This window comes from Shewanella denitrificans OS217 (assembly GCF_000013765.1).
In the GTDB taxonomy this organism is placed as follows: domain Bacteria; phylum Pseudomonadota; class Gammaproteobacteria; order Enterobacterales; family Shewanellaceae; genus Shewanella; species Shewanella denitrificans.
In genome coordinates, this window is the sequence record NC_007954.1 from 3,160,996 (window position 1) to 3,184,638 (window position 23,643).

A 23,643-nucleotide genomic window follows, 5' to 3' on the forward strand; every position below is an offset into this window, starting at 1 on the left:
CCCTTACAAAGGAATAACAATAATGACAACACAAGTGCATAACGAAAAGCTTTCTCCTTGGCCTTGGCAAGTGAGTCGCAATGAGCTCAGTTTTGATGAAGCTGAACTTGGCAAAAAACTCAAAGATTTAACTCAGGCCTGTTATCTGGTTAATGACCCAGAGTTGGGTCTTGGCGCTGCCCAGCAGGCGGATGTGGTCACAGAAAATGATCGTAATAACGGCGCCTTACCGGTCAGCGCCTTTGCCCCTGCCCTTGGCACTCAAAGCCTAGGTGACAGTAATTTTCGCCGGGTGCACGGGGTTAAATACGCCTACTATGCCGGTGCTATGGCTAATGGTATTGCCTCAGAAGAACTGGTTATCGCCCTAGGTCAGGCGGGTATTTTATGCTCATTTGGCGCAGCAGGATTAATTCCAACCCGAGTAGAAGCGGCCATTAAGCGTATTCAAGAGGCGCTGCCAAACGGCCCCTATATGTTTAACCTCATTCATAGCCCTAGCGAGCCAGCTTTAGAGCGCGGCAGTGTGGAACTATTTTTAAAGCATAAGGTGCGCACCGTTGAGGCCTCAGCCTTTTTAGGCTTGACGCCGCAAATCGTTTATTACCGCGCCGCCGGTTTAAGTCGCGATGCCCATGGCGACATTCAAATCGATAATAAGGTGATAGCTAAAATTAGCCGCACCGAAGTGGCGATTAAGTTTATGGAGCCAGCGCCGGTGAAAATCCTGCAGCAGCTCCTTAATGAGGGACTTATCACCCCTCTGCAAATGGAGCTTGCGCAACTCGTGCCCATGGCCGATGACATTACCGCCGAAGCGGACTCAGGCGGCCACACAGATAATCGCCCCTTGGTGACCTTGCTTCCGACGATTTTGGCACTAAAGGACAAGGTGCAGGCTCAATATCAATACAAAACCCCTATTCGTGTGGGTTGTGGCGGCGGTGTCGGCACACCCGATGCAGCCCTTGCCACCTTTAACATGGGCGCGGCCTTTATCGTTACCGGCTCAATCAATCAGGCCTGTATCGAAGCAGGCGCCAGTGAGCACACCCGCAAACTGCTTGCTACCACAGAAATGGCCGATGTGACCATGGCGCCGGCGGCAGACATGTTTGAGATGGGGGTTAAACTACAGGTCGTTAAGCGCGGCACCCTATTCCCCATGCGCGCCAACAAGTTATATGAAATTTATACCCGCTACGATTCAATAGAAGCCATTCCAGCGGATGAGCGTGAAAAGCTTGAGACTCAAGTGTTTAGATCGTCTCTTGATGAGATTTGGGCCGGCACTGTGGCCCACTTTAACGAGCGAGACCCTAAGCAGATAGAGCGCGCCAAGGATAACCCTAAGCGCAAGATGGCACTGATTTTCCGCTGGTACTTAGGGCTATCGAGCCGCTGGTCTAACACGGGCGAAGTTGGCCGTGAAATGGATTATCAAATCTGGGCAGGCCCGTCCCTTGGCGCCTTTAATGCTTGGGCGAAGGACAGCTATTTAGATGATTATCGCGAACGCCGAGCGGTGGATTTAGCCAAGCACATGATGCATGGCGCCGCCTACCAAGCGAGGATTAATTTACTCCACTCCCAAGGGGTGAGCATTCCAGTGAATTTACAACGCTGGAAACCACAGGACAAGGTGAGTTAAACTGCGTCAACCAAGAGCCCACATTGTGGGCTCTTTTATTTTCAGGGCCATTGCCAACAGACGAGAACATTCGATGAGCGACACTCAAAAGTTAGATTTCTCCGCCATTAACGACACCACGGAAAAATCCTTTATTGCGCAGAAAAACTTGATCAAGCGAGTGTTAAAAGGCACACCGAGTCAGTGCCCTGAATGTCAAAAACCACTGACCTTGCGCTTACCTAGCCAGGCTAACAAGCACTCAGCAGACACGCCTCCGGCAGGCATATTCTGCGCCAAAGGCTGTACGGATATAGAGCTGGATATGGAAGCGGTGAATAAGCTTAAATGAAACGAACGGCGCGTTGCGCCTACCGAACGCCCTGCGGGCTACAGAATACGGTTTTCGGTAAACAAGTGTTCTGTTTTTCGTAAGCGTAGCGTTCAGTTGTCCGTTATCCTGTTTTTCCCGTAAGCGTAGCGTACAGTTATCGCCTCTAGACTCTAGCAGCGAAGCGACCTCGAAAACCTAAGGTCACCCTAAGACCAACCTAATTCAAAGTGTGACCTATTACTGCATATGTAAATTACTGCATATGTAAAAAATCTGTCTTGACCATGTCGACCAGTTCTCTGGCTCTTTGGGCTTGTTTTGCAGAAAAACTCTCTGGGTAATCGTAATAAAACTGCACATTGTGGCCTTTAAGCTTCTCGGCTATGGTGAAGCGCAAGCCTTCCACATAACCTTCTTGCTGTTTGAGCCAGGTATTCATGCTGGCAATATCGCCCTCAGCGCCAGGATGGATATCCATATTGCGGCTAGGGACTTCTATCTTTCTCACACTGTTCATATTGTTACTTAACGTATTATCGCTCATGCTCACTCCAAAATGATTTGTCACCACGCTTATAAGACGCTTACTACCTGTAATTGGCAGTTTGCGCTAAGTCGAATTGGCTCCAATCAATTTCCGCATCCGTTGATTTACACCATTGCAATGGATTTAATCCCACAGACATGAACTCATTCGGGCAACAGCCATGGTTCGACGACTTGTTTTATTAGTTTGCTTCATTGGCTTTGTAAACAAACTGTTATCAATCGAGATTACTCCTATTTTTGCCTCAAACAAGTACGACCTGTTGCAGCAAACTCGTAATAGAGAATTTATTTCGGTTTTTTTTCATTCGCCGCGAACCGAAATCAATAACTGCGGCCTCTTATCTATTGTGAGTGAGCACAAAGAGCATTTCGCACCTTGTTCATCTCGATTACAAAAGAGGATAAACCATGTTTTATGTTAAAAATTTACCCAGATGGAAACGCTTTGCCCGAGTGATTGCCGGAGCAGCTATGATTTCCTGTGGCGCCATAGGCTTAAGTGGCCTAGCTTTGGGTTACTTGATCACCGCCGTGGGCATTTTCACTGCCATCACAGGCTTTATCGGTTTTTGCCCTATGTGTGCGTTCGCTGTACCGAGGAAAAAGAATTAATGACCCAGCCTGCCAATACCACTAGATACGATGCGCACATGTTTGAGCTTGCCCGCGCCGGTGATGAAGTTGCCATCAATAATTTGGTGATCGCCACCCAGCCCGATATTCGCCGCTACGCTAAGCTTTCTTGCGCCGCCGCGAATGTCGATGACGCGGTGCAGGAAACACTGTGGCTACTATCGAAACGCATTGGCACGGTTAAGATGCTGGCATCCTTGCCAGCTTGGTTATTTACTGTGGTAAAACGTGAATGTTTTCGCGTGGCGCAAAAAGCCCATTTACTCAAGGGCGCCGAAGATATTGATGGCTTTGCCGATGATTTACAGCTGTCCCATAGGCCGGAAAATGAACTCAGATTGGATCTCATCCGCGCCATTCAATCTTTACCCGAACATTATCGCCATCTGGTGTTACTGAGGGATATCAATGGCATGACGATAGAAGAGATTGCCGATGAGTTGAATCGCTCCAGAGAGAGTGTTAAAGCTCAGCTTCATCGAGCGCGGCTGTTGATCCGTGAGTACCTGATTTAAGAGTATACGGCTTAGTGAGCACTTGATTTAAACGTGAAATTTAAAGGTGAAAGACTATGTTAGATAAAAGCTTGTTTGCCAGTAGCAGCCTCACCGAGCACTTAGTGCGCGGGATCTTAGGACTTGCCCTATTGTGGTTGGCGATAGACATAGCTGCCGAGCAGCCATGGGCATCCCTAGGTCTTGGAGTGCTGATGATTATCGCATTCAAAGGTTGCCCCGTGTGCTGGACTATAGGTCTGTTTGAAACCTTGTATCTGAAGTGGACGCAGTTAAAAAACCGTTTTAAAACGTCAACACTTTTACCTTAGGGAAGAACCTAGGTCCTAGATTTTTGATTTTTGATTTTTGATTTTAGGAGTTAGGCTCAAGTGCTGAGTTGATGTTAGTCATCTTTGACTGCCGCATATTAATGTACATTAATGTAAGCACTGGTCTCATGGAGACACTTGAGCCTTGTGGAGCCAGGTTAAAAGCTTAAGAAAAAATATCTATGATGGACTTGAGATTTGTGGAATAAACGGCGCTCACAGGACATCTTCACTATGATCTTGAGTTCATTTAAAAGGTGAAGCCAGTTTGAGCTATAAAATGTTATTTTAGTGAACTATGATAAGCTTAAAACATAACACTTCTGACCGATTGACAACACTACAAGGCCTAACGAATGCAGTTTAGTCGTCTATTAGTATGCTTTTTACTATGCTTTTTACTTTTTTCCCCACAGCTTAGCAGTGCAGACGAGTTTCAGTATGCTTCTATCGAAGGCTTGTTTGAACAAAAAGTCGGTGAAATTGTTCTACCTCAAATCTACCAAAAACTGGGGCACAGCATCAGCATCATCTCAATGCCCGGCAAACGGGCACAGATGGAGGCCATCATGGGCCGTAAAGATGGGGAAATCATGAGGATTTTTACCTATGGCATTGAAAATCCTAACATGGTCAGAGTGCCTACCTCTTATTATCATCTTGAAACCATGGCCTTCGCTCATAAAGACAGCCAAATAACACTCAACTCCAAAGCCGACCTTGGCAAATATAACGTATTAAAAGTGCTTGGGGTTAAGCACACCAATAACATTACCCAGGGCCTGACTCACGTGTACGACTTTAATGACACTCAGGATATGTTTACCGCCCTTGGCCAGAAGCGCACCAGTTTGGCGCTGACCAATACCACGGACGGCTTATACATGATTAAAAAGCTTGGATTGACTCATATTGTTCCCCTTAGGCCTGCACTGGCAAATCTTGAACTGTACCACTACATTCACCCTGCAGTTATTGAAGAAAACCCAAGTTTACTCCAAGGACTCGATACAACTATTCAGGCCATGAAACAAAGTGGAGAATTAGCCAGTCTACTGAGGCAAGCCGAAGAGCAAGTGTTAGCTAGCCTGCCATGAGACGCTTAAGGTAGGCGTTTGTGAGTTTATTTTTTCACCATCCAGTGGGCCTTGCCACAGACGAGCCTGATACAGCCCACCAGCTTGTAAAACACCGACTCCTTTAGGTGTGCCTGTCATCACAATATCGCCATCTTCCAATGTCATAAATTCACTGATCGACTGTAAGATTTGTTGCGGCGAATACAGCATCAAGGCGCTATCGCCCCGCTGTAATAGCTGGCCCTCGAGTTCGAACTCGAAACTCCATGGTAAAGTCATCAAGGATTGCTGCGCATCTAGGCAGACAAACTCACTGAACACCGCCGAGCCATCGAAGGCTTTCGCTCTCTCCCAAGGCAATCCTTTTGACTTTAACTTGCCTTGCAATTCACGCTTGGTCAAATCTAACCCTAAACCCACTGCCGCAAACGTGCCGTCTTTAACTAAGAAACACAGCTCGGCTTCATAATGGATAGCCTCCTGTGAAAATGCGATGAGATGATGGCTGATAGCAGAGTTGGGCTTAAGAAACACCACCATATCGTCGGGCAATTCGTTACCTAGCTCATGAATGTGATCCACATAATTACGGCCAATACAGATCAATTTAGATGGCGCCAGCTTCTCATTATTGCCATGAGTGCCTCGCAGAGTGATTTCTCGTAATGCCACTGTGTGTTCCTCTTATCAAATTTCGCGGTAGACCGCATCGCTAAATACATTAAACCCATAAGTATTCAGCAAAATATGGCGTTTATTCTACTACAATCAATATGCTTGAACAGCAAAGGAGATGCACATTTATCAAACAAGCGTTTGCATTCAACGGGCAAACAAAAGTAACATGAAACCAACAAAGCCCCAGATAATTCAACATCTATCTCACTGAGTTTGTCACTGATAAGCAAAGACAAACTGGAGCAATAATAACAATAATGGCCATTAAACATGCTTAAGATAACAATCAAACAGAAAATTGCCATAGGGTTTGCATCAATAGGACTGTTATTGCTTGCTGGGACAAGCTTTTTCTATTCATCCTTAACCAAAATCCAAACAGCCAATTATAATATTGAAACACTGGCAGTGCCTGTTCAACAGCAAAGTAACCAGTTACAACTGGCATTACTTAAAATGGCCAAGCTCAATAGCCAAGCCTTTGCCCAATCCAAACGAGTTAACATAGAGGCAAGTCTTGCCGAGTACCAGACAATACATTCCCAATATCAACAGATCCAGACTGAACTTGCACAAAAAGTGTCAGATCAAACTCAGATGCAAACCGCATTAGCCAAAGCCCAAGAGCATTTTTTAGCCTACTCACAGTACACAAATAATATGTTTACTGAAAAGCTTGCCATTGATGCCGCTATCGAAGCCTTTAAAACCTTAGACAGTAATTTCAAGCAAGCCAGAACAAATGCCAGTAATGCCATGATAGATTTAGAGATCATTGATGCTGGCGATCAAGCAGCCCTGTTAAATGATGTTATCGCGACGGGAACGCGGGTCGATGATATGTTGTACACCTTAGGCAATTCATTGATGGATCTTGGCCGCATAAAGCAAATGGATGCACTGCAAACCCATAAACAAGACGTGGGCTTTTTACTGAGCAATATCCGAAGTAATTTTGATTATCTCAAGCAGCAAGCCTATGGTTTGCCCGCCGACGATACCTTAGCCCAATTTGACACTGAGCTAGTGTTGATTCTTAAGTTGCTCGAGACACCTGGGGAGCTTTATTTAGCTCAAGAGCAAGTGATCAAAAACCAGCTTGCTGCCGAAGTTTCCCACACTCAAGCCGACCAAGTATTCAAGAGTAATTTCGCCGCATTAAATCAATTAGTCGCCCTTGCTGATAAACGCTTCGAAAATTTACAGCGAGTGGCCGACGATGAAATTAACGGCGCTCAGACCTTAGCCATGCTAATGACCTTAGTGTTTATACTCATGGCCAGTTTTATTTATTTTTTCACCTCCAAAGCCATGCTAGGCCCTCTTAACGCCATAAACAAAGCCCTCGCACTCATCGCCAGCGGCGATTTATCTAAACGCCTGACTAAACGCAATGAAGATGAGTTTGGTGTCTTGATGGATAACATGAATAAACTCAGTGACTCATTAGCGCATTTATTAGAAGGCATTAGCCGCGATGCCCACAAGTTAGACACCTCGGCCATCTCATCGCAAAAACAGGGAGAGAAGATAGCAGCATCGGCTAATGGCCAAATTAAGCGGGTGAAACAGGCTCGCGCCCTTGCCGAACAAATACATCACAGCTCAAATACTGTGCACACCCAAGCCGAAGAATCGGCCAATCAAATTTTGTTGGCGTCAAAGCTTGGCTTACAAGTCAAAGGTGTCGCCGACGACAACCAAAGGATCATTGAAAACCTCTCCAATAACTTAGGCGATTCAGTACAAGTCGTCACCCGTTTGAGTCAACACAGCAATAATATTGGCAGTATTTTGGTGACCATCAGCGCCATCGCCGAACAAACCAATTTATTGGCGTTAAATGCAGCCATTGAAGCGGCAAGAGCGGGCGAAAATGGCCGAGGTTTTGCCGTAGTAGCGGATGAGGTCAGATCCTTGGCGTCACGCACTCAATCATCCACGGCCGAAATTCAAACCATGATTAATGCACTGCAACAAGAAACTAAAAATGCAGTAACGGCCATAGGACAAGGTCAATCCCAGGCCAGTGATTGTGTCGAGCAGAGTAAGACGCTGCATGGCTCCATTGAACAAATAGAGAACGCCTTGACTCAGATTAACTTAATGAGTCAAAGCATCAACCAAGCGGCTAATGAGCAAGTGAAATTTAGTCAGCAAATTGAAGATACCATGATAGAAACGTCGGATGCGGCCGAACGAAATGCATCCGAGTCCAGTGCCATGGCCAAAGAAAGTGCCGAGTTGAATAACCTCGCCCACTCACTCACCACTTCGGTTGAACGATTTAAGCTGTAGCGGCAGAGAATCGCGTTGCTCCTTCTAGATCCTAGGAGCTCACAGGTTCGCCGAGAGCGTCGCTTCGCTCCTTCTAGGTTCTAACAGCGAAGCGCCCTAGCAGACCGAAGGTCGCCCTAGCAGCCGCAGGCGCTCTGTTTTTTAAGCATATTCCGCTAAGAAATCATCCAAGTTATCGTTGGCGACTTCGATTTCATCACCGGCAAATTGGGCGATATGAAACAAGGCTTCACCTTCATTGGTCACAGGTATGTTGCTAATGCCTATGATGATCCCATCCGTTGGTGCAATCAGCGCCACTGATTCGCCGCCATGGGGGTTGACCACATGAGCCAAAATATTGCCCTTGCTGACACGCTCACCGAGTTTTAACTTCACATTGATGAGTCCATCAGACTCGCTGCGCACCCAATAGCTGCGACTGGCGTTAACGCTAGTTTTGGCACGTACTTTGCCCTTGATCATGCCAAGGCTGCGCATCACGTTCATCACCCCGGTTAAGCCTGACTTAATGGAGAGATCGCTAAATCGCAGCGCTTCACCCGCCTCATACAGAATACAAGGCACATTAAGCTCGTTAGCATAGCCGCGCATGGAACCCTCGCGGGCTTTCGATGACATAATCACAGGCGCGCCAAAGGCATTGGCCATATCCAGCATGACAGGACTGTCGGTATCACAGCGAATTTGCGGCAAGTTTTCTCTGTGAATAGCCCCAGTGTGCAAATCAATAATATGCGTTGCACGGGTCACTAACTGGCTTGAAAAAAGATTCGCTAAACGGCTGGCTAAGGCCCCTTTGGGGCTGCCAGGAAAGCAGCGATTAAGATCGCGCCTATCCGGCAAATAACGCGACTGATGAATAAAGCCAAACACATTCACCACAGGCACCACAAGTAAGGTACCCGCTAAGGTTTTAGCATTAATACGGCTCAATAAGCGTCGGCATATTTCTATGCCGTTAAGCTCATCGCCGTGAATGGCCGCACACACCAATAGCACTGGGCCTGGTTTGCTGCCATGGAACACTTCTACGTGTAATTCCATCGGCGTATCGTTATACAATTTCGCTGCAGGTAACTTAACACTTTCTTGGCTGCCCGCTTTTACGCTGCAATCACCAAATTCAAATGCTTCACGCTTTTTAACCATTAACCGACTCCCTTGGTCTTAGTGCTGGTCGCTTTTACATTTTTTTCTATAAACTGAATAATCTTATCGGCCACGTCAATCCCTGTGGCTTTTTCGATGCCTTCAAGGCCTGGGGATGAGTTAACTTCCATCACTAGTGGGCCGTGTTTGGAGCGTAAAATATCAACACCAGCAACATTTAAGCCCATGGTCTTGGCTGCACGAAGGGCGGTTGAGCGCTCTTCTGGAGTCAATTTAACAATCGTAGCGCTGCCACCGCGATGCAGGTTAGAGCGGAATTCACCAGGCAAAGCTTGACGCTTCATGGCGGCAATCACTTTATCGCCAATGACGAAACAGCGAATATCTGCGCCGCCCGCTTCTTTGATGTATTCTTGCACCATGATGTTGGCCTTAAGGCCCATAAAGGCTTCAATCACAGATTCTGCCGCTTTGCGAGTTTCGGCCAGCACCACACCAATACCTTGGGTGCCTTCAAGTAGTTTGATTACGCAAGGCGCGCCGCCAACCATGTCTAATAAATCAGGCACATCAGAAGGCTTGTTCGCAAAACCTGTTACGGGTAAGCCTATGCTTTTACGCGATAACAACTGCAATGAACGCAATTTATCACGTGAACGCGTGATAGCCACAGACTCGTTAAGCGGGTGCACCCCCATCATTTCAAACTGGCGCAGAACCGCAGTACCGTAGAAGGTCACCGAAGCCCCAATACGTGGAATAACCGCATCAAATTTTGGCAACTCGACGCCTTTCATATGAATGCTTGGAGAGGTCATATTGATGTTCATGTAGCAGCTGATATGGTCAACCACTTTGACATCATGGCCACGAGCAATAGCCGCTTCCTTGAGCCTACGTGTCGAATACAAATTTTTGTTCCGTGACATAATAGCGATATGCATTTTATTCTCCAGTTAGATAGGATTTAGCAGAATTAACCAAGAAGCGCCCTTCTAATGCACGTCGCCCCAGTAACATGCGAAATTTCATGTTATCTCGGTTAGTCAAAGTTAATTCAATATCAAATTTCTTGCCGCCCATAATGATTGGCGTTTTTATAACGTAACGCTTGGTTCTGTGTCCGCCTGAATCACTGACATCTCGGCGATCGAAAATAGGAAACTCACAGACGACCTCCCTATCTGACTCTTGCTCTGGGTGAAACCAAACACGGATCCATTTTTCATTGTTCTTTTGAAAGGGCTTAATCTTAAAGGCATGCAAGCACGAAGTGCGCGCCCCAGTATCTACCTTCATTTTGACTTTTTCATTACCAATTTCAGGAAATGTGCCCCACTCGCGCCAACCCACTAAACCTAGGGTATCTTCAGTCATGGTCTATCCTTTTTATCATCGGCCACTCATCAAGAAGTGTGCTCGAATAAACATGTCATTAAACGAGCCTGTTTTGCTATGCAAATATGTTGACGACACACATACCCATAGCTTTGATTACAGCTGGCTCAGTAAACTGTCAGTATGGCATAGAACAGGCCATAGCAACGAAAAGATAACCTTGAGCTAATCATAAGAAAACAAGGCATTGAGTTATTAAAGTAGCACAAAGCAGCATTTACTACAAATTGACAAGTGACAAATGCTATTGAAATAGTATTAATTCAGCTATTTACGATTAAAAAACAGCTAATCTCAAAGGTGGTTTTTATCAAACTTAATCATAAGGAAAGTACTAAAATTATCTCACTAAAAATCAAAAAGATTAAAAAACACTCAAACACAACAGTGACATTAAACCATTAATATTTTCTGTCTAGGTCTTTGATTGTTTTACCCTGAATTGCTATTTTAGTTTGATCTATGATGTCAGCATTCCTTAAGGGCCCCCGATGCAAACCCCAAGCTATTTTACCCCAGCAAGTTTTGATTTCCTGACCAAGCTTGAGCACAATAATAACCGTGAATGGTTTAAGGCGAATCAAGCGGAATATGAGTTGCAAGTCCGCACGCCGGCTCTGCATTTTATTGAAGCCATGAGTGGCTCGGTAGTCGATTTATCACCTAGGCTCACCGCAGTGGCAAAGAAAGTGGGCGGCAGCTTAATGCGCCCGCAAAGGGATAGCCGTTTTAGCAAGGACAAGACGCCCTATAAACTTAATGTCGGCATTCAATTTCGCCATTTCCAAGCTAAAGATGTCCATGCCCCTGGGCTTTACTTACATCTAGCCAATGACGGCTGCTTTATCGCAGCGGGCATTTGGCATCCAGAATCCAAGGCACTCAATGCCATTCGCCATTGTATCGATGAAAACCCCAAGGGTTACCAGAAAGCCATCGCAAACTTAACCGCAGCAGGGTTCGAACTGTCGGGAGATAGCCTAAGCCGCCCACCTAGAGGCTTTGATAAGAGTCACCCCTTGATTGATGAGCTTAAGCGCAAGGATTTTATCGCCATTAAAGACATAAGCCTTGAGCAGGTGTGCCAATTAGACTTGGTTGATTTTTGTGCCCAGCAATACCAGTACACCAGCGCACTGATGTACTATTTGTGTTTCGCCTTAGATTTGGATTTCTAAAAAAGGTGCTCACAGGTTCGCAGAGGACGTCGCCTTGCTCCTGCTAGATCCTAGGTCCTAGAACCTAGCAGGACGAAGTCCGCCCTAACACCTAGCAGCGCAGCATTCCGTCTTCCGTTAGCGCAGCCGCTCTAGAACCGCAGCGTCCTGCTTTTTCTTATGCTAAACTAGCGGCCATTATCATGCCCTAAACTGCTAAAGACTAACCTAAGCGTTTTATTAAGGTTCACCTTTACCAGCTATTATCTTCAGGTTTTTCATGACTCAACAAGCCCTTGCCCCCATGCTGCCAAGCTTTGACCCTAAGCATACTGAACTCGATAGCCTCAATGGCACACAAAAACGTGCTCTTAGCTATGCTGGCACCATTCATCGATTATTCACCCTAGTATTAATCAGCAAACAGCCTGCAGATCGGGTGTTAGGGCAATATTTTCGGGAAAATAAGAAGCATGGTTCTAAAGACAGGCGCATCATTCGCGAGACATTATTCGGCTTATTTCGTTGGTGGGGTTGGGGACAGCAACTTCTCAGTAAAGAAATACAAGCTGAAGCCAATATTTGGTACAGCTTACTAAGCAGCACAGCCCTGTTAGAGCAGCACGCCTGGCAAGATATTCGCAGCGCCTGGCAGGCGTTCGCAGCGCTTGATAGTCAACTAATTCATGAAAGTGAGCAATTGCTTACCCAAGGGGTCAGTGTCACTCACAAGCTTAAGGCGTTTAGCAGCTTAACGGGTGTTAATGAGGCCAAGGTGGACGACTTATTACCCTTGTGGTTTTGGCAACATTGCAAGCTAGATGAAGCCGCTAAATTACCCCTTATTGAAGCCATGAGCAGCAGACCGCCACTTTGGCTTAGGGTGCAAAAGCACAGCCGTACGGCAGTGATCGCAGAACTCGCCAATACTGAGATAACCGCAGAGGCCAGTGAGTATTTCAGTGACGCGTTAAGCCTTGGATATCAAAGCATTAATCTCAATGAAGTGAGCCTTTACAAACAAGGGCATCTTGAAGTGCAAGACTTAGGCTCTCAAGTGATAGGTCAAATTTGTCAACCAAAAGCCGATGAGCATTGGTGGGATACTTGCAGTGGCGCAGGAGGTAAAACCTTACAGTTAAGATCGTTAATGTATCAACAAGCCAACAGCAGTAACGGCGAAAGTGGCAGCATCACATCATCAGATATTCGCAGTAATGCCTTAGAAGAATTAAAAAAGCGCGCCGCACGGGCAGGATTTGATGGGATTAGCATAGCAAAATGGAACAGCGATGCCTTGCCAGTAGAGGCAAATGCGTTTGATGGGGTATTAGTGGATGCACCTTGTAGCTGCACTGGCACTTGGCGCAGAAACCCCGACATGCGCTGGCTCGATACCGCCAGCGCCATTGAAGATAAACCCGCATTGCAACTGGATATTCTGACTCGCAGTAGCAAGGCCGTTAAAGCCGGCGGACAGCTAGTTTACGCCACTTGCTCCTTGGCGGACGCCGAGAACCAAGCCGTGGTCAATGACTTCTTAGCCAATAATTCAGAGTTTGAGTTGCTAGAAATTGAACATCCATTTAACGGCGAGACGACCAAGATGCTAACCGTATGGCCACAAGATGCCAACAGCGACGGCATGTTTGTCGCTAAGATGGTTAAGAGATAGCACGGCGGCGCAGCGCCTGCAGGAACTCGCAAGCTCGCCTGAGGTTGCGAGAGCGTCACTGCGTGACTTCTAGGTTCTAGGTTCTAGGTTCTAGCAGCGTAGCGTCCTCGCAGGTCTAAGTCCGTCCTAGAACCTAGAAGATCGCAGGTCGCCCTGCTCTTACTTATACCCGTTAGGGTTCAGGCTTTGCCATTTCCAGCTGCTATTAACCATATCGCGCAAAGAGTGGGTGGCTTGCCAGCCAAGTTCATTTAGGGCTTTGTTCGGCTCAGCATAACAAGCAGCGATGTCACCCGCACGGCGGGCAACCACTTCATAGGCAAGTTTATGGCCACAAGCCTTTTCGAAAGCATTAATCATTTCAAGCACGCTATAGCCTTGGCCAGTGCCAAGGTTGTAGGTCACAAAGCCTGAGCCTTTAGTTATTTTCTCTAGCGCCTTGATATGGCCTAAGGCTAAATCAACTACATGAATATAATCACGTACCCCAGTACCATCGTGCGTGTCATAGTCATTGCCAAACACATTCACATGGCTACGCTTACCTACTGCCACCTGGGCAATAAAAGGCAATAAGTTGTTTGGAATACCGTTAGGATCTTCGCCAATCAGGCCGCTTTCGTGAGCACCCACGGGATTAAAATAACGCAAACAAGCAATATTCCAACTGGAGTCTGCTTTAGCAAGATCAGCTAACATGAGCTCAACCATGAGTTTTGATTGTCCGTAAGGATTGGTCGCACTAGTAGGGAAATCCTCAGTGATTGGCAGAGCCGAAGGGTCACCATAAACCGTAGCCGATGAGCTAAAAACTAGGTTTTTAACGCCAAATTCTGCCATCACTTGGCATAGATATAAAGTACCTGTGACATTGTTTTCATAATACCGTAGAGGCTGCTCAACAGATTCACCCACGGCTTTAAGGCCAGCGAAGTGGACCACAGCATCTATGCTATGACGCTTAAAGATATCCCTTAAAAAAGTTTTATCTAAAATGTCACCTTGGCAAAAAGTCACTTTTTTAGCCGCAATTGACTCAACTCGCCTTATAGATTCTAGACTCGAGTTAGATAAATTATCAGCAATGATGATATCTAAACCCACGGCTAGCATTTCTAAAATAGTGTGCGAGCCTATATAACCTGCACCGCCTGTAACTAAGATTTTCATAATACGAAATTCACCACATTCTTTTTAGTACCAGATATTTTTTCTCTCTGCTGAAACAACAGATCACAAATACCATCAGTAGGGGCAAAGCCTGTTGGGGTGCTTAACAGAATTGCGCGAATTCTCTCATGATCAAACTCATGACAGGCTAAATCCAATTTATCCAAAATAGCTGAATAATTAGCCCAGCTTAAATACAATTCGTTGGCAGTCATGATACGTTCGTGCTCGGTGCCAGTGACATCATCACCAATAAGCAACTCTTCATAGAGTTTTTCGCCTGGACGTAAACCCGTAAACTCTATGGCCACATCACCATCAGGATTTAATTCGTTCTTCACTTCAAAGCCGCTTAAACGGATCATTTTAGTGGCTAAATCGACAATTTTAACCGACTTTCCCATATCCAGTACAAACACATCTCCGCCTTTACCCATAGCGCCGGCCTGGATAACAAGTTGAGAGGCTTCGGGTATTGTCATAAAGAAGCGGGTAATTTCGGGGTGCGTGACAGTAACAGGGCCGCCATTAGCAATTTGTTTGCGAAATAAAGGCACTACAGAGCCTGATGAGCCGAGTACATTGCCAAAACGCACCATGCAAAAACGCGTACTGTGTTTCTCTTTGGCAAAAGCCTGCAATACCAGCTCAGCCATACGCTTAGTGGTACCCATCACATTGGTGGGTCGCACGGCTTTATCCGTTGATACAAGCACGAATGTCTCAACCTTAGCTTTAATCGCGGCTCTTGCAGTATACAGGGTACCAAATACATTATTACGTACGCCTTCTACCACATTGTGCTCAACTAAGGGGACATGCTTATAGGCTGCTGCGTGGTATACGGTTTGTACCCCAAATGCTTCCATTACCGCCTGAACCCGATTCTCTTTTTGTACCGAGCCCATCATAGGTAAAATGCGTACTGTTAACCCTAATTCAATCGCTGTAGCTGTTAGTTCTGATTCGATGGCATAGAGCGCAAATTCAGACAGCTCAAAGAGAACTAACTTTTTAGGCGCTTGCTTTAAAATTTGACGACAGAGTTCTGAACCAATAGAACCGCCAGCGCCAGTTACCATGACGACTTTATCTTTAATGTTCGCGGTTAATAGATCTTGCCTTGGAGTCACCGAATCACGGCCTAATAAGTCATCGATTTCGACTTCTTTAATGTCGCTATAGAGCTTATTACCACTAACCAGATCAGCCATCGCAGGCAAAGTGAGTACTTGTACCGATAATGGCTCTAACTGAAGTAATATCTCCTGTCGCCTGGATCTAGAAGCGCTAGGAATTGCCAATAATACTTTTGTTGCCGCTTTCTGCTTAATTAACTTTTTAATGATAGAAGGAGAATGAACATGTACTCCCTGAATAACAGAACCTTGTACGGCTTCATCATCATCAACAAAAGCAAAGGGATAATACTCATGGCTTTGCACCAATGCCATAACCAGTTGGCGACCACTCACTCCTGCACCATAAATGATTACCGGCTCACCATTACGCTTCATGCCAGAGCCAACAAGAGAGCGAACCATAGCACGAGTGCCGCCCACAAAAACTAATGCAAACGCAGCATAAATGATAGGCACAGTTCTTGGGAGTTGTGCATCGGTATAATAAGCAATTAACACTAAGGCGATCGTAGAGATTATTACGCCTAATAAAATGGCCGTGAGTGCTTGTAACCCCATGTACCTAAGCACTGCGCGATATAGACCAAATTTGATAAAGCCTATGATACTTAAGGGAACGACCAATATAAGTAATAGCCAATATTGTGAATTAACCAACACATTAACATCATCAACTCTAACTAATAACGCTGCCCAGAATGCGACACACAGGAAAAGAGAGTCAATCGTAACGCTCACAGCACGCTTATGGGCACGCTTTAAGCTAAACATGCTTTGTAAAAAATCCATTTTAAGCCCAATCATCATGACACCTTCTGCTATACGAATTTATACTACGACTTAATTTAATAACAAAATATATACTAAAAACGATTACTGCTGCATACGAGTAAGAAAAAGCGGGGAATTTTACAATACTACAGCTTAATTCAAAAACAACGTAACAACAGCCTTTAAAAAATACTAACACTTACTTGCAAGCGTCAATATATCAACAATCACCTTGCACATTTTACTGACTTCGTTAGCTGTTAATGTTGGGTGTACCAAGAACATCAAGCTCGTTTCACCAAGTACCTTTGCATTGGGTAGACTCACAGCTGGACGCCATGGAGTGTGGTCAAACGCCTTCTCTAAGTAAACTTCAGAGCAACTTCCTTGAAATGCTGGGACGCCAAGCTCATTTATCGCTTCAACGATACGATCGCGGCACCAACCATCGGCTAAAAACTCAGGTTGGATAAACAAATAATGTTTATATTCAGCATGCTCAATATTTTCAGCGACACAAACAGTCCGGACTATTTTCAAATCTGAAACTGCAGCATCGATTAATGCAGAATTCTCACGGCGTTTTTTAGTCCATTCAGCCATTTTGGTAAGTTGAATTCGGCCTATAACACCTTGCAACTCTGTCATCCGCCAATTAGTGCCAAAAGACTCATGCAACCAACGAAAACCTGCAGGATGCTCTCTGTTATAAATGGCATCAAAGCTTTTTCCATGATCTTTGTAAGACCACATTCTTGACCATAAGGTGATATCATTTGTGGTCACCATGCCACCTTCGCCGCCTGTGGTCATAATCTTATCTTGGCAGAAAGACCATGCACCGATGTGACCAATAGAGCCGACACTCTTACCTTTATACTTAGCACCATGGGCCTGAGCACAGTCTTCAATCACAAAAAAGTCATGTTGCTTGGCAAGCGCCATAATGGGGTCCATATCAGCAGGCATACCAGCAAGATGGACCACAATTACAGCCTTGGTTTTGGGTGTGATGACTTGAGCTATGGTGTCAGCTTCAATGTTCTGGCTATTGAGATCAACATCGGCAAACACCGGGGTAGCCCCCGCCGTAACAACACAAGAAACCGATGCTAAAAAAGTACGTGGAGTGACAATAACTTCATCCCCAGGTCCTATATCTAGCGCTTTCAAGGCAAGATCTAACGCTAGCGTGCCATTGCTTAACGCTATCGCGTATTGAGAGTCAGCCCAAACAGCAAACTCTTTCTCAAAATCTCGACATTCTGAACCTGTCCAGTAATTCACTTTATTTGAAAGCAACACACGACTGACGGCATCTGCTTCATTTTGTGAGAACGAAGGCCAAGGTGAAAAAGGCGAATTTAGCATGATATTCCTATTCTTAAAATTAATTCAATTTAATAACAAAGAAACTTAACGATTATGACTAATAACTTTAGCTGGCGAGCCAAAAGCAACGACATTAGCAGGAATGTTTTTCACAACAGTACTTCCAGCACCAATCAACACGTGCTCATCAACATTAACTAACTGATTGATTTGACTACCAATGCCAATCCATGAACACTCACCAATGAAAACGGAACCTGCTAGAGCTGAATTAGGGGAAATATGCACGAAATCATTAATGATACAATCATGTTCAACGACTGACGCTGTATTAATAATACATCCACGACCAATCCTAGCAAAAGCATTAATTACAGCCCCAGCAAGAACAACTGTTCCAGTACCTACTTGTGCATATTTACTAATGATTGCACTAGGGTGAATGAGCCTAGGAAGTTGATAATGATGTTTTTCGCACAGCAGTATCTTTTCTTGCCGAATAACATTATTACCAATAGCAACTGCGACATTTATCTTGTCCGGCTCTAATTGCAATAAATCGTCAAAGGTACCAAGAACAGTCCAGTGCTCTATTTGCTGCTTCTCTGGATAAGCATCATCATAAAAATAGACAGTATAACCGAGTAACTCCGCAAGATCGGCAATGACTTTTCCATGCCCACTGGCACCAATGATATATAAAACCCTGTTGATATCAGGATCCACGTTCTGACCCTCTAAATGGTTCAATGGTTACATGACCATCAGCACTAATACCTTCCCGCACGAAGACTTTTTTTACCGTTAACAACAATATTTTAATATCTAACCAAAAACTTTGATTATCAACATACCAAACATCAAACTTAAACTTATCTTCCCAGCTAATCGCATTGCGTCCATTGATTTGTGCCCAACCGGTAATGCCAGGACGAACATTATGCCTGCGAGCTTGTTCTTGAGAATACAGAGGCAGATATTCTACCAATAATGGGCGAGGTCCGACTAAGCTCATGTCACCTTTCAATACATTAAACAAACTTGGTATCTCATCTAAACTGGTAGAGCGTAGTTTCATCCCAAAAGAAGTTAAACGCTCAGCATCAGGTAAAAGAGATCCATGCTCATCGACTGCATTGCTCATTGAACGAAACTTGTATAAATGCAACAATTTACCATGTATACCTGGTCGTTTTTGTACAAAAATAACTGGGCTACCAATTTTTATTGACACTAGCAACATTAAAAATAAAAAAATAGGCAACAATAAAAAAATTGTCATTAATGAGACTACTATATCAAAAAATCTTTTAATCATTTTCTAAAACCTTATTATAAAAATTTAAAAGTTTTTTTTGATAAAAACTTCTTTCAAAGTTGGTTTTTATATTTTCACTTGCTTCTTTTTTGACAGAAAGTAGTTTTGCATTATCTAAACTTAAAAAATCATTCATCGCAGATTCTAAAGCATCAATACATTTAGGTTTAACCAACCAACCATTTACATCATGCGAAATTATCTCATTACAGCCTGGAATATCAGTTACAATACAAGGTAACTCCATAGCTCCAGCTTGTAAAACGACATTCGGAAAACCTTCCCTGTAACTTGGTAGTATTAGACAACTTGAAATTGACATTATTGGACGAATATCGTTTAAAAAACCAAAGTCAATGATATTAGGATTCACCTTTATTTTCAGAAGCGTATCATCATCAGGAGGAGCAGTTGTATCTAACGCGCCAACAATTAACAATTTAGAATTGTCATTCAAATTTATAAATGCATTAACAAGTTCCTTAATGCCTTTGTCAACATTTAAGCGACCCACATATAAAAAAACCTTGCACCCCTCCAGCTTATAACTAGAAATTAAATTTGATTTTACTGACAAATCTACAATATCGGGATCAAAATAACACAAATCCACTCCAGCTATATTTCCATTCCCAATAACTTCAAATTTTGATTCAGAAAAACCAAACCGATAAAATTGCCTCCAAACACCATAACCTTCACAAACAATGTGAGTATTTAAATAAATAACCAACTTATCTGTAAACTTTAATATTAAGTGTTTAAATCCTGTTGCAGTAGGAAAGAGCAACCCTGTAAATGTATGAATTCGATGAGGTACTCGTGCAAAATAAGCGGCAATGGCACAGACTAAACCTGCCTTTGGGGTATAAGAATGTATAATGTGTGGTTTAATTCTTAACAGCAAATAAAACATTTTAAAAATAGAAAACAAATCCTTAAAAGGCGAATACCCTCGGTACATATTAATTGTAAAACATCTTACATTTTCAATGTCAGCAACTTGTTGAATTCCAGTGGAACTAGCCAAAAATACTTCATACTCTTCATTTAAGAAGGTTGGTTGTGATTGTAAAATAGTTGCCAACGTTTCAGGAACAGTCGTGACTATCAATAATTTTTTCATATACTTAAACACTTAGTTATATTGCTTAACTACCCATTGAGTTCAAAGTCATCAAACGACTAAAAAGCAACTCCACATTGTGCCAACCATAAATGAACTACCAGTTAACCAATAATTCATAGTTCAGCCATTAACCTACCATCAGTTAACTGAAGATCTCAAAACTTTTAAAAATTGTTTGTACTGTGCTTGTATACAATAAATATTTTCAACACGCTCACGCCCTGAAGCTCCAAGTTTAAGACTTAATTGACGATCTTTTATAAGCTGAGTTAGAGCTTCATACCATTCATCATCAGAATTGACTAACAATCCACAACACTCATTTTTTACAATATCAATATTAGCACCAAAATTAGATGCTACTACAGGTTTGCCTGTAGCCATATATTGAATAAGCTTATAGCCACATTTGCCTCGTTCCCAATTAGTAGAGGCAATTGGCATAATACCAATATCTGAATGTTTGATAATGAAAGCTTCCGTTGACTCTTCCCATGGAATAATTTCTAAATCAATATCTGGAAAAAAATCACCAACTGAAGTCGTGGCACCTACTAATACAAGCTTAGCTTTATTCTCTAAACAAACTCTAATCAAAACATCTTTTAATTCAACCACATACTTTTGAGTACTTGGCGAACCGATCCAACAAACTGTAGGAACTTCCTGACGAGTAGACTCTTGAACATATCTATCAATATCAATCACAGTAGGAATGACTGTAACATTTTTAGCGCCGTAAAATTTTGCTTTAGAAAATAAAAAATCATTACCTGTTATAACAATATGTGCATTATTCATAACAACGTTTATTTTGTCTTTCAAAAAAAACTTAACCATCCAATTAGATGATTCTTCATACATTTGAAATATTGCATCATCATAATCCACAACATATTTTACATTAAAAAAATTCAATAATCTTTCAATTGTTGCAGGAAAATATGGAAATAACTCCTTTTCAATTATAACAACGTCATACTTATGAATAGTAATAATCTGGAATAGTCTTTTTACATACGAATATATAACTTTAGATTTTCGTCTGACGCCATGGCTGTATAAATCAGTCAAATACTCATCATCAAATAAAGGATATGTTACAACACTGCCAAATAAACTATTTACATACTTATAGTACTGAAAGAAACGTAAGCGACTACTCGCCCCTAACCTGCCATACCTACTAAATACAACGACCTTAAATTCCATACATTAAATCTCGATAAAAATAGAACCTTTAACGGTTCAGCCTAACAAACCTAGCACCGTCGACTAATAAATGTGGCAGACATACAATCCACAAATAATCAAATTTTGCAAAATATGGATTAGTTGCACTAGCTATCATTATGCAAAATACGCCGGTTAACATTGGAGGTATGGATATGGATAAATAACTATCACTCAGCATAGCTAATCTCAAACGTAATATCCCGCATATAAACCAAAACAAAAAGAATAGCACGCCAAACAAACCTGTTGAAAAAAGCATATATATATAAGTTAACTCATAAGCCCAAGGCATGTCGACATCTCTAACAACCTCTACTTGGCCACCATTTCCTGAACCAAAAATTAAATTTGAATCATACCAACCACTCATTAATGAATGAAATTGAATTGTTCGCAAATTAGAGTTAGCACCAGCACTTGCTTCAGGATCAAAACCATTAACAAATTCATTAAACAATGTATTGATATTCAAACCAAACTTATTAAATAATATATAGGTCATCGTTGCGACAACAAAAAATAACAAGCAAATAAGAATAGGAGATTTAAACAATAATACAATGGGATTATAAGGTAATCGCTTGCTGTTTAACACTAAATTTGAAAAAACAATAATAATCGGTAAAAGTAAAATTATCAACCAAAAAGCTTTTCTTCCCGTCAAAAAAACCAAGATAAGTGATAAGAAACATAAAAAAATCTTAGGTAAATGGATCTTTTTTTGAGAAATATCATTCCAAGTTATATGAAACAGCATTGGAACAAGAAAGATCAAGGATGTTATTGTATGTAACTTATACTCAATAAAACCCTCGTATAAACCGAAAGATTGACCTTGATCGAGTTCAAAATAAAGAAACCCAGGAACAATTCCAACATCATGGCCTAAATAAATAAAAGTGTAAATAACAATACATACCAAAGAAAAGATTAAGGTTCTCGTAAAATAAATAAAGAAGTTTACTTGCAAAGACAGTGTACTGATAAATAAATAACAAAGAGGCCATAGCACCTGCGTGCTAATTACCCTAAACGCACCAGCATTACCATTAAGTTGACCATAAAAAGAATATAACAACCCAACCAAAGAATATAAAAAAAGTAAAGACAAAGTCTGCTTTGAAAGTAACGCACCGTTTCTAACAATATCAATAGTTATAATTAGAATTAACAGCCCCAGAATGGGAGCTTTTATTGAGACATAGGAAGTCGGTATGAACAACACTAAAAAAACCAATAGCAAACAAAGAGATGAAGATAACGACCTAATACAAAACATTACTAACCTTTGAATCTATTATAAATTAGTTTTAGAGCAATCAAAAAACTCCCCCCCACAATAAACAATTTAACACCATTAATATAATCGTTATTAAGCAATAAAAAAAGGCTCTGTTTTGTTTTGTTATGGCGAATGGCATCGACAACCGCAGATGATTTAGGCAAAGAAGATAGAATAAGATCAGTTTCTTCGAAATTCTTCAATCCATTTTTTAACGAAGTGTTAGCACCATGAATTCTGTAACTAGCTAAAGATTGGTGTGTACATGCCGCAGAATTTGAATCTGAAATTTTCAAAATCAAATCAAAATCTTCATTTTGCTCCAGGTCAGGGTTAATCCCTCCAACTGAATAAAAGCATTCTTTTTTCACAAGTAAAGATGAAAATATAATGAAATTACCATTTAATAACAATTGGAATATGTTTTTTTCAGAATGTGCTTTTATTTTACTTATAATTCTGGAATATAGATTCACCATTGGGATACTAGCCCCCAATTCAGTAATAAGTTGAACCCTACTATATACAAGGCCGAGATTAGCAGAAGAAGATTTCACCAGATCCATTTGCATCATTAATTTATCTTTACACCATAAATCATCAGCATCTAAAAAAGCGATCCACTCGCCACTGGCTTCAGCTGCTGCTAAGTTTCTGGCTAGTCCTAATGGAGTATGCTCTGGTGCAAATATATACTTAATCCTATTATCATTAAATGATTTTACAATCGAAGCGCTAGTATCAGTTGATTGATTATCCCAAAAGACAACTTCGAAATCGGTATAAGTTTGAGCGATGACAGACTCAACACATTCAAAAAGATATTTATCGCTGTTAAAACAATTAATAATTACACTTATTTTTGGAGACAAAATGGCACCTTTAAATTTTAA

At 42.6% G+C, this 23,643-nt stretch carries 23 protein-coding genes; 9 read left to right on the forward strand and 14 right to left on the reverse strand.

Annotated features, from left to right (window positions below; genetic code table 11):
* Positions 1–22: 22 nt before the first annotated feature.
* On the forward strand, positions 23–1,651 hold the full coding sequence (gene pfaD / locus SDEN_RS13685; RefSeq protein ID WP_011497060.1) for an eicosapentaenoate synthase subunit PfaD: 1,629 nt from the start codon (positions 23–25) through the stop codon (positions 1,649–1,651).
* A gap of 73 nt (positions 1,652–1,724) precedes the next feature.
* Complete coding sequence (locus SDEN_RS13690) at positions 1,725–1,982, forward strand: hypothetical protein (protein ID WP_011497061.1); 258 nt, start codon at positions 1,725–1,727, stop codon at positions 1,980–1,982.
* A 235-nt stretch (positions 1,983–2,217) separates the two neighbouring features.
* On the opposite strand, the gene SDEN_RS13695 is transcribed toward SDEN_RS13690, so the two are convergent.
* Positions 2,218–2,508, reverse strand: a complete 291-nt coding sequence (locus tag SDEN_RS13695; RefSeq protein ID WP_011497062.1) for a hypothetical protein — start codon at positions 2,506–2,508, stop codon at positions 2,218–2,220.
* 413 nt (positions 2,509–2,921) lie between these two features.
* On the opposite strand from SDEN_RS13695, the gene SDEN_RS13700 reads away from it, so the two are divergent.
* From SDEN_RS13700 to SDEN_RS13715, 4 genes are all read left to right on the forward strand, one after another.
* Positions 2,922–3,125, forward strand: coding sequence for a YgaP family membrane protein (locus SDEN_RS13700; RefSeq protein WP_041405811.1), 204 nt, complete (start codon positions 2,922–2,924; stop codon positions 3,123–3,125).
* Positions 3,125–3,661, forward strand: coding sequence for an RNA polymerase sigma factor (locus SDEN_RS13705; RefSeq protein WP_198134598.1), 537 nt, complete (start codon positions 3,125–3,127; stop codon positions 3,659–3,661). Before SDEN_RS13700 ends, SDEN_RS13705 begins: the two co-directional genes overlap by 1 nt.
* A gap of 56 nt (positions 3,662–3,717) precedes the next feature.
* Positions 3,718–3,972, forward strand: coding sequence for a hypothetical protein (locus tag SDEN_RS13710; RefSeq protein WP_011497065.1), 255 nt, complete (start codon positions 3,718–3,720; stop codon positions 3,970–3,972).
* Between the two features lie 356 nt (positions 3,973–4,328).
* On the forward strand, positions 4,329–5,069 hold the full coding sequence (locus tag SDEN_RS13715) for a substrate-binding periplasmic protein (RefSeq protein ID WP_011497066.1): 741 nt from the start codon (positions 4,329–4,331) through the stop codon (positions 5,067–5,069).
* On the opposite strand, the gene SDEN_RS13720 is transcribed toward SDEN_RS13715, so the two are convergent.
* Complete coding sequence (locus SDEN_RS13720; protein ID WP_011497067.1) at positions 5,052–5,723, reverse strand: fumarylacetoacetate hydrolase family protein; 672 nt, start codon at positions 5,721–5,723, stop codon at positions 5,052–5,054. The two genes, SDEN_RS13715 and SDEN_RS13720, sit on opposite strands and share 18 nt — an antisense overlap.
* A gap of 276 nt (positions 5,724–5,999) precedes the next feature.
* Between SDEN_RS13720 and SDEN_RS13725 the strand changes: the two genes are divergently transcribed.
* Positions 6,000–8,027: a methyl-accepting chemotaxis protein gene (locus SDEN_RS13725; RefSeq protein WP_011497068.1), complete on the forward strand. Its 2,028-nt coding sequence runs from the start codon at positions 6,000–6,002 to the stop codon at positions 8,025–8,027.
* Positions 8,028–8,168: 141 nt separating this feature from the next.
* On the opposite strand, the gene SDEN_RS13730 is transcribed toward SDEN_RS13725, so the two are convergent.
* From SDEN_RS13730 to SDEN_RS13740, 3 genes are read right to left on the reverse strand one after another with little or no spacing between them, the layout of a single operon-like run.
* Positions 8,169–9,179 (reverse strand): succinylglutamate desuccinylase/aspartoacylase family protein, encoded by a 1,011-nt coding sequence (locus SDEN_RS13730; RefSeq protein ID WP_011497069.1) that lies wholly within the window; start codon positions 9,177–9,179, stop codon positions 8,169–8,171.
* Positions 9,179–10,084, reverse strand: a complete 906-nt coding sequence (rimK, locus tag SDEN_RS13735) for a 30S ribosomal protein S6--L-glutamate ligase (protein WP_011497070.1) — start codon at positions 10,082–10,084, stop codon at positions 9,179–9,181. Before rimK ends, SDEN_RS13730 begins: the two co-directional genes overlap by 1 nt.
* Position 10,085: 1 nt before the next feature.
* Positions 10,086–10,517: an ATP-dependent zinc protease family protein gene (locus tag SDEN_RS13740; protein WP_011497071.1), complete on the reverse strand. Its 432-nt coding sequence runs from the start codon at positions 10,515–10,517 to the stop codon at positions 10,086–10,088.
* 512 nt (positions 10,518–11,029) lie between these two features.
* Between SDEN_RS13740 and SDEN_RS13745 the strand changes: the two genes are divergently transcribed.
* The gene (locus SDEN_RS13745) at positions 11,030–11,716 is read left to right on the forward strand and encodes a DUF2461 domain-containing protein (protein WP_011497072.1); all 687 of its coding nucleotides are present in this window, start codon (positions 11,030–11,032) and stop codon (positions 11,714–11,716) included.
* A gap of 259 nt (positions 11,717–11,975) precedes the next feature.
* Complete coding sequence (locus SDEN_RS13750; protein WP_011497073.1) at positions 11,976–13,370, forward strand: RsmB/NOP family class I SAM-dependent RNA methyltransferase; 1,395 nt, start codon at positions 11,976–11,978, stop codon at positions 13,368–13,370.
* A gap of 159 nt (positions 13,371–13,529) precedes the next feature.
* Here SDEN_RS13750 and galE read toward each other — a convergent pair whose 3' ends face one another.
* From galE to SDEN_RS19905, 9 genes are all read right to left on the reverse strand, one after another.
* Positions 13,530–14,540: a UDP-glucose 4-epimerase GalE gene (galE, locus tag SDEN_RS13755; RefSeq protein WP_011497074.1), complete on the reverse strand. Its 1,011-nt coding sequence runs from the start codon at positions 14,538–14,540 to the stop codon at positions 13,530–13,532.
* Positions 14,537–16,471 carry a polysaccharide biosynthesis protein gene (locus SDEN_RS13760; protein ID WP_041406392.1) on the reverse strand — a complete coding sequence of 645 codons (1,935 nt, stop codon included), beginning with the start codon at positions 16,469–16,471 and terminating at the stop codon, positions 14,537–14,539. Before SDEN_RS13760 ends, galE begins: the two co-directional genes overlap by 4 nt.
* 174 nt (positions 16,472–16,645) lie before the next feature.
* On the reverse strand, positions 16,646–17,824 hold the full coding sequence (locus SDEN_RS13765) for a DegT/DnrJ/EryC1/StrS family aminotransferase (RefSeq protein WP_011497076.1): 1,179 nt from the start codon (positions 17,822–17,824) through the stop codon (positions 16,646–16,648).
* A gap of 45 nt (positions 17,825–17,869) precedes the next feature.
* A complete protein-coding gene (locus SDEN_RS13770) occupies positions 17,870–18,511 on the reverse strand; it encodes an acetyltransferase (protein ID WP_011497077.1) in 642 nt (213 codons plus the stop codon).
* The gene (locus SDEN_RS13775; protein WP_011497078.1) at positions 18,501–19,103 is read right to left on the reverse strand and encodes a sugar transferase; all 603 of its coding nucleotides are present in this window, start codon (positions 19,101–19,103) and stop codon (positions 18,501–18,503) included. Before SDEN_RS13775 ends, SDEN_RS13770 begins: the two co-directional genes overlap by 11 nt.
* Positions 19,096–20,229 carry a glycosyltransferase gene (locus SDEN_RS13780; RefSeq protein WP_041405812.1) on the reverse strand — a complete coding sequence of 378 codons (1,134 nt, stop codon included), beginning with the start codon at positions 20,227–20,229 and terminating at the stop codon, positions 19,096–19,098. The genes SDEN_RS13775 and SDEN_RS13780 overlap by 8 nt, the downstream gene beginning before the upstream one ends.
* 141 nt (positions 20,230–20,370) lie before the next feature.
* Positions 20,371–21,444 (reverse strand): glycosyltransferase family 4 protein, encoded by a 1,074-nt coding sequence (locus tag SDEN_RS13785; RefSeq protein WP_011497080.1) that lies wholly within the window; start codon positions 21,442–21,444, stop codon positions 20,371–20,373.
* 28 nt (positions 21,445–21,472) lie between these two features.
* Positions 21,473–22,693, reverse strand: coding sequence for a hypothetical protein (locus SDEN_RS13790; RefSeq protein ID WP_157599862.1), 1,221 nt, complete (start codon positions 22,691–22,693; stop codon positions 21,473–21,475).
* A 56-nt stretch (positions 22,694–22,749) separates the two neighbouring features.
* Complete coding sequence (locus tag SDEN_RS19905; protein ID WP_011497082.1) at positions 22,750–23,622, reverse strand: glycosyltransferase family 2 protein; 873 nt, start codon at positions 23,620–23,622, stop codon at positions 22,750–22,752.
* Positions 23,623–23,643: the final 21 nt, after the last annotated feature.

Bases quoted from the DNA above. Each gene is read 5' to 3' on its own strand.
- pfaD (WP_011497060.1), top strand. From the start codon at position 23: ATGACAACACAAGTGCATAACGAAAAGCTTTCTCCTTGGCCTTGGCAA.
- SDEN_RS13690 (WP_011497061.1), top strand. From the start codon at position 1,725: ATGAGCGACACTCAAAAGTTAGATTTCTCCGCCATTAACGACACCACG.
- SDEN_RS13695 (WP_011497062.1), bottom strand. From the start codon at position 2,508: ATGAGCGATAATACGTTAAGTAACAATATGAACAGTGTGAGAAAGATA.
- SDEN_RS13700 (WP_041405811.1), top strand. From the start codon at position 2,922: ATGTTTTATGTTAAAAATTTACCCAGATGGAAACGCTTTGCCCGAGTG.
- SDEN_RS13705 (WP_198134598.1), top strand. From the start codon at position 3,125: ATGACCCAGCCTGCCAATACCACTAGATACGATGCGCACATGTTTGAG.
- SDEN_RS13710 (WP_011497065.1), top strand. From the start codon at position 3,718: ATGTTAGATAAAAGCTTGTTTGCCAGTAGCAGCCTCACCGAGCACTTA.
- SDEN_RS13715 (WP_011497066.1), top strand. From the start codon at position 4,329: ATGCAGTTTAGTCGTCTATTAGTATGCTTTTTACTATGCTTTTTACTT.
- SDEN_RS13725 (WP_011497068.1), top strand. From the start codon at position 6,000: ATGCTTAAGATAACAATCAAACAGAAAATTGCCATAGGGTTTGCATCA.
- SDEN_RS13730 (WP_011497069.1), bottom strand. From the start codon at position 9,179: ATGGTTAAAAAGCGTGAAGCATTTGAATTTGGTGATTGCAGCGTAAAA.
- rimK (WP_011497070.1), bottom strand. From the start codon at position 10,084: ATGCATATCGCTATTATGTCACGGAACAAAAATTTGTATTCGACACGT.
- SDEN_RS13740 (WP_011497071.1), bottom strand. From the start codon at position 10,517: ATGACTGAAGATACCCTAGGTTTAGTGGGTTGGCGCGAGTGGGGCACA.
- SDEN_RS13745 (WP_011497072.1), top strand. From the start codon at position 11,030: ATGCAAACCCCAAGCTATTTTACCCCAGCAAGTTTTGATTTCCTGACC.
- SDEN_RS13750 (WP_011497073.1), top strand. From the start codon at position 11,976: ATGACTCAACAAGCCCTTGCCCCCATGCTGCCAAGCTTTGACCCTAAG.
- galE (WP_011497074.1), bottom strand. From the start codon at position 14,540: ATGAAAATCTTAGTTACAGGCGGTGCAGGTTATATAGGCTCGCACACT.
- SDEN_RS13760 (WP_041406392.1), bottom strand. From the start codon at position 16,471: ATGGATTTTTTACAAAGCATGTTTAGCTTAAAGCGTGCCCATAAGCGT.
- SDEN_RS13765 (WP_011497076.1), bottom strand. From the start codon at position 17,824: ATGCTAAATTCGCCTTTTTCACCTTGGCCTTCGTTCTCACAAAATGAA.
- SDEN_RS13775 (WP_011497078.1), bottom strand. From the start codon at position 19,103: ATGATTAAAAGATTTTTTGATATAGTAGTCTCATTAATGACAATTTTT.
- SDEN_RS13780 (WP_041405812.1), bottom strand. From the start codon at position 20,229: ATGAAAAAATTATTGATAGTCACGACTGTTCCTGAAACGTTGGCAACT.
- SDEN_RS13785 (WP_011497080.1), bottom strand. From the start codon at position 21,444: ATGGAATTTAAGGTCGTTGTATTTAGTAGGTATGGCAGGTTAGGGGCG.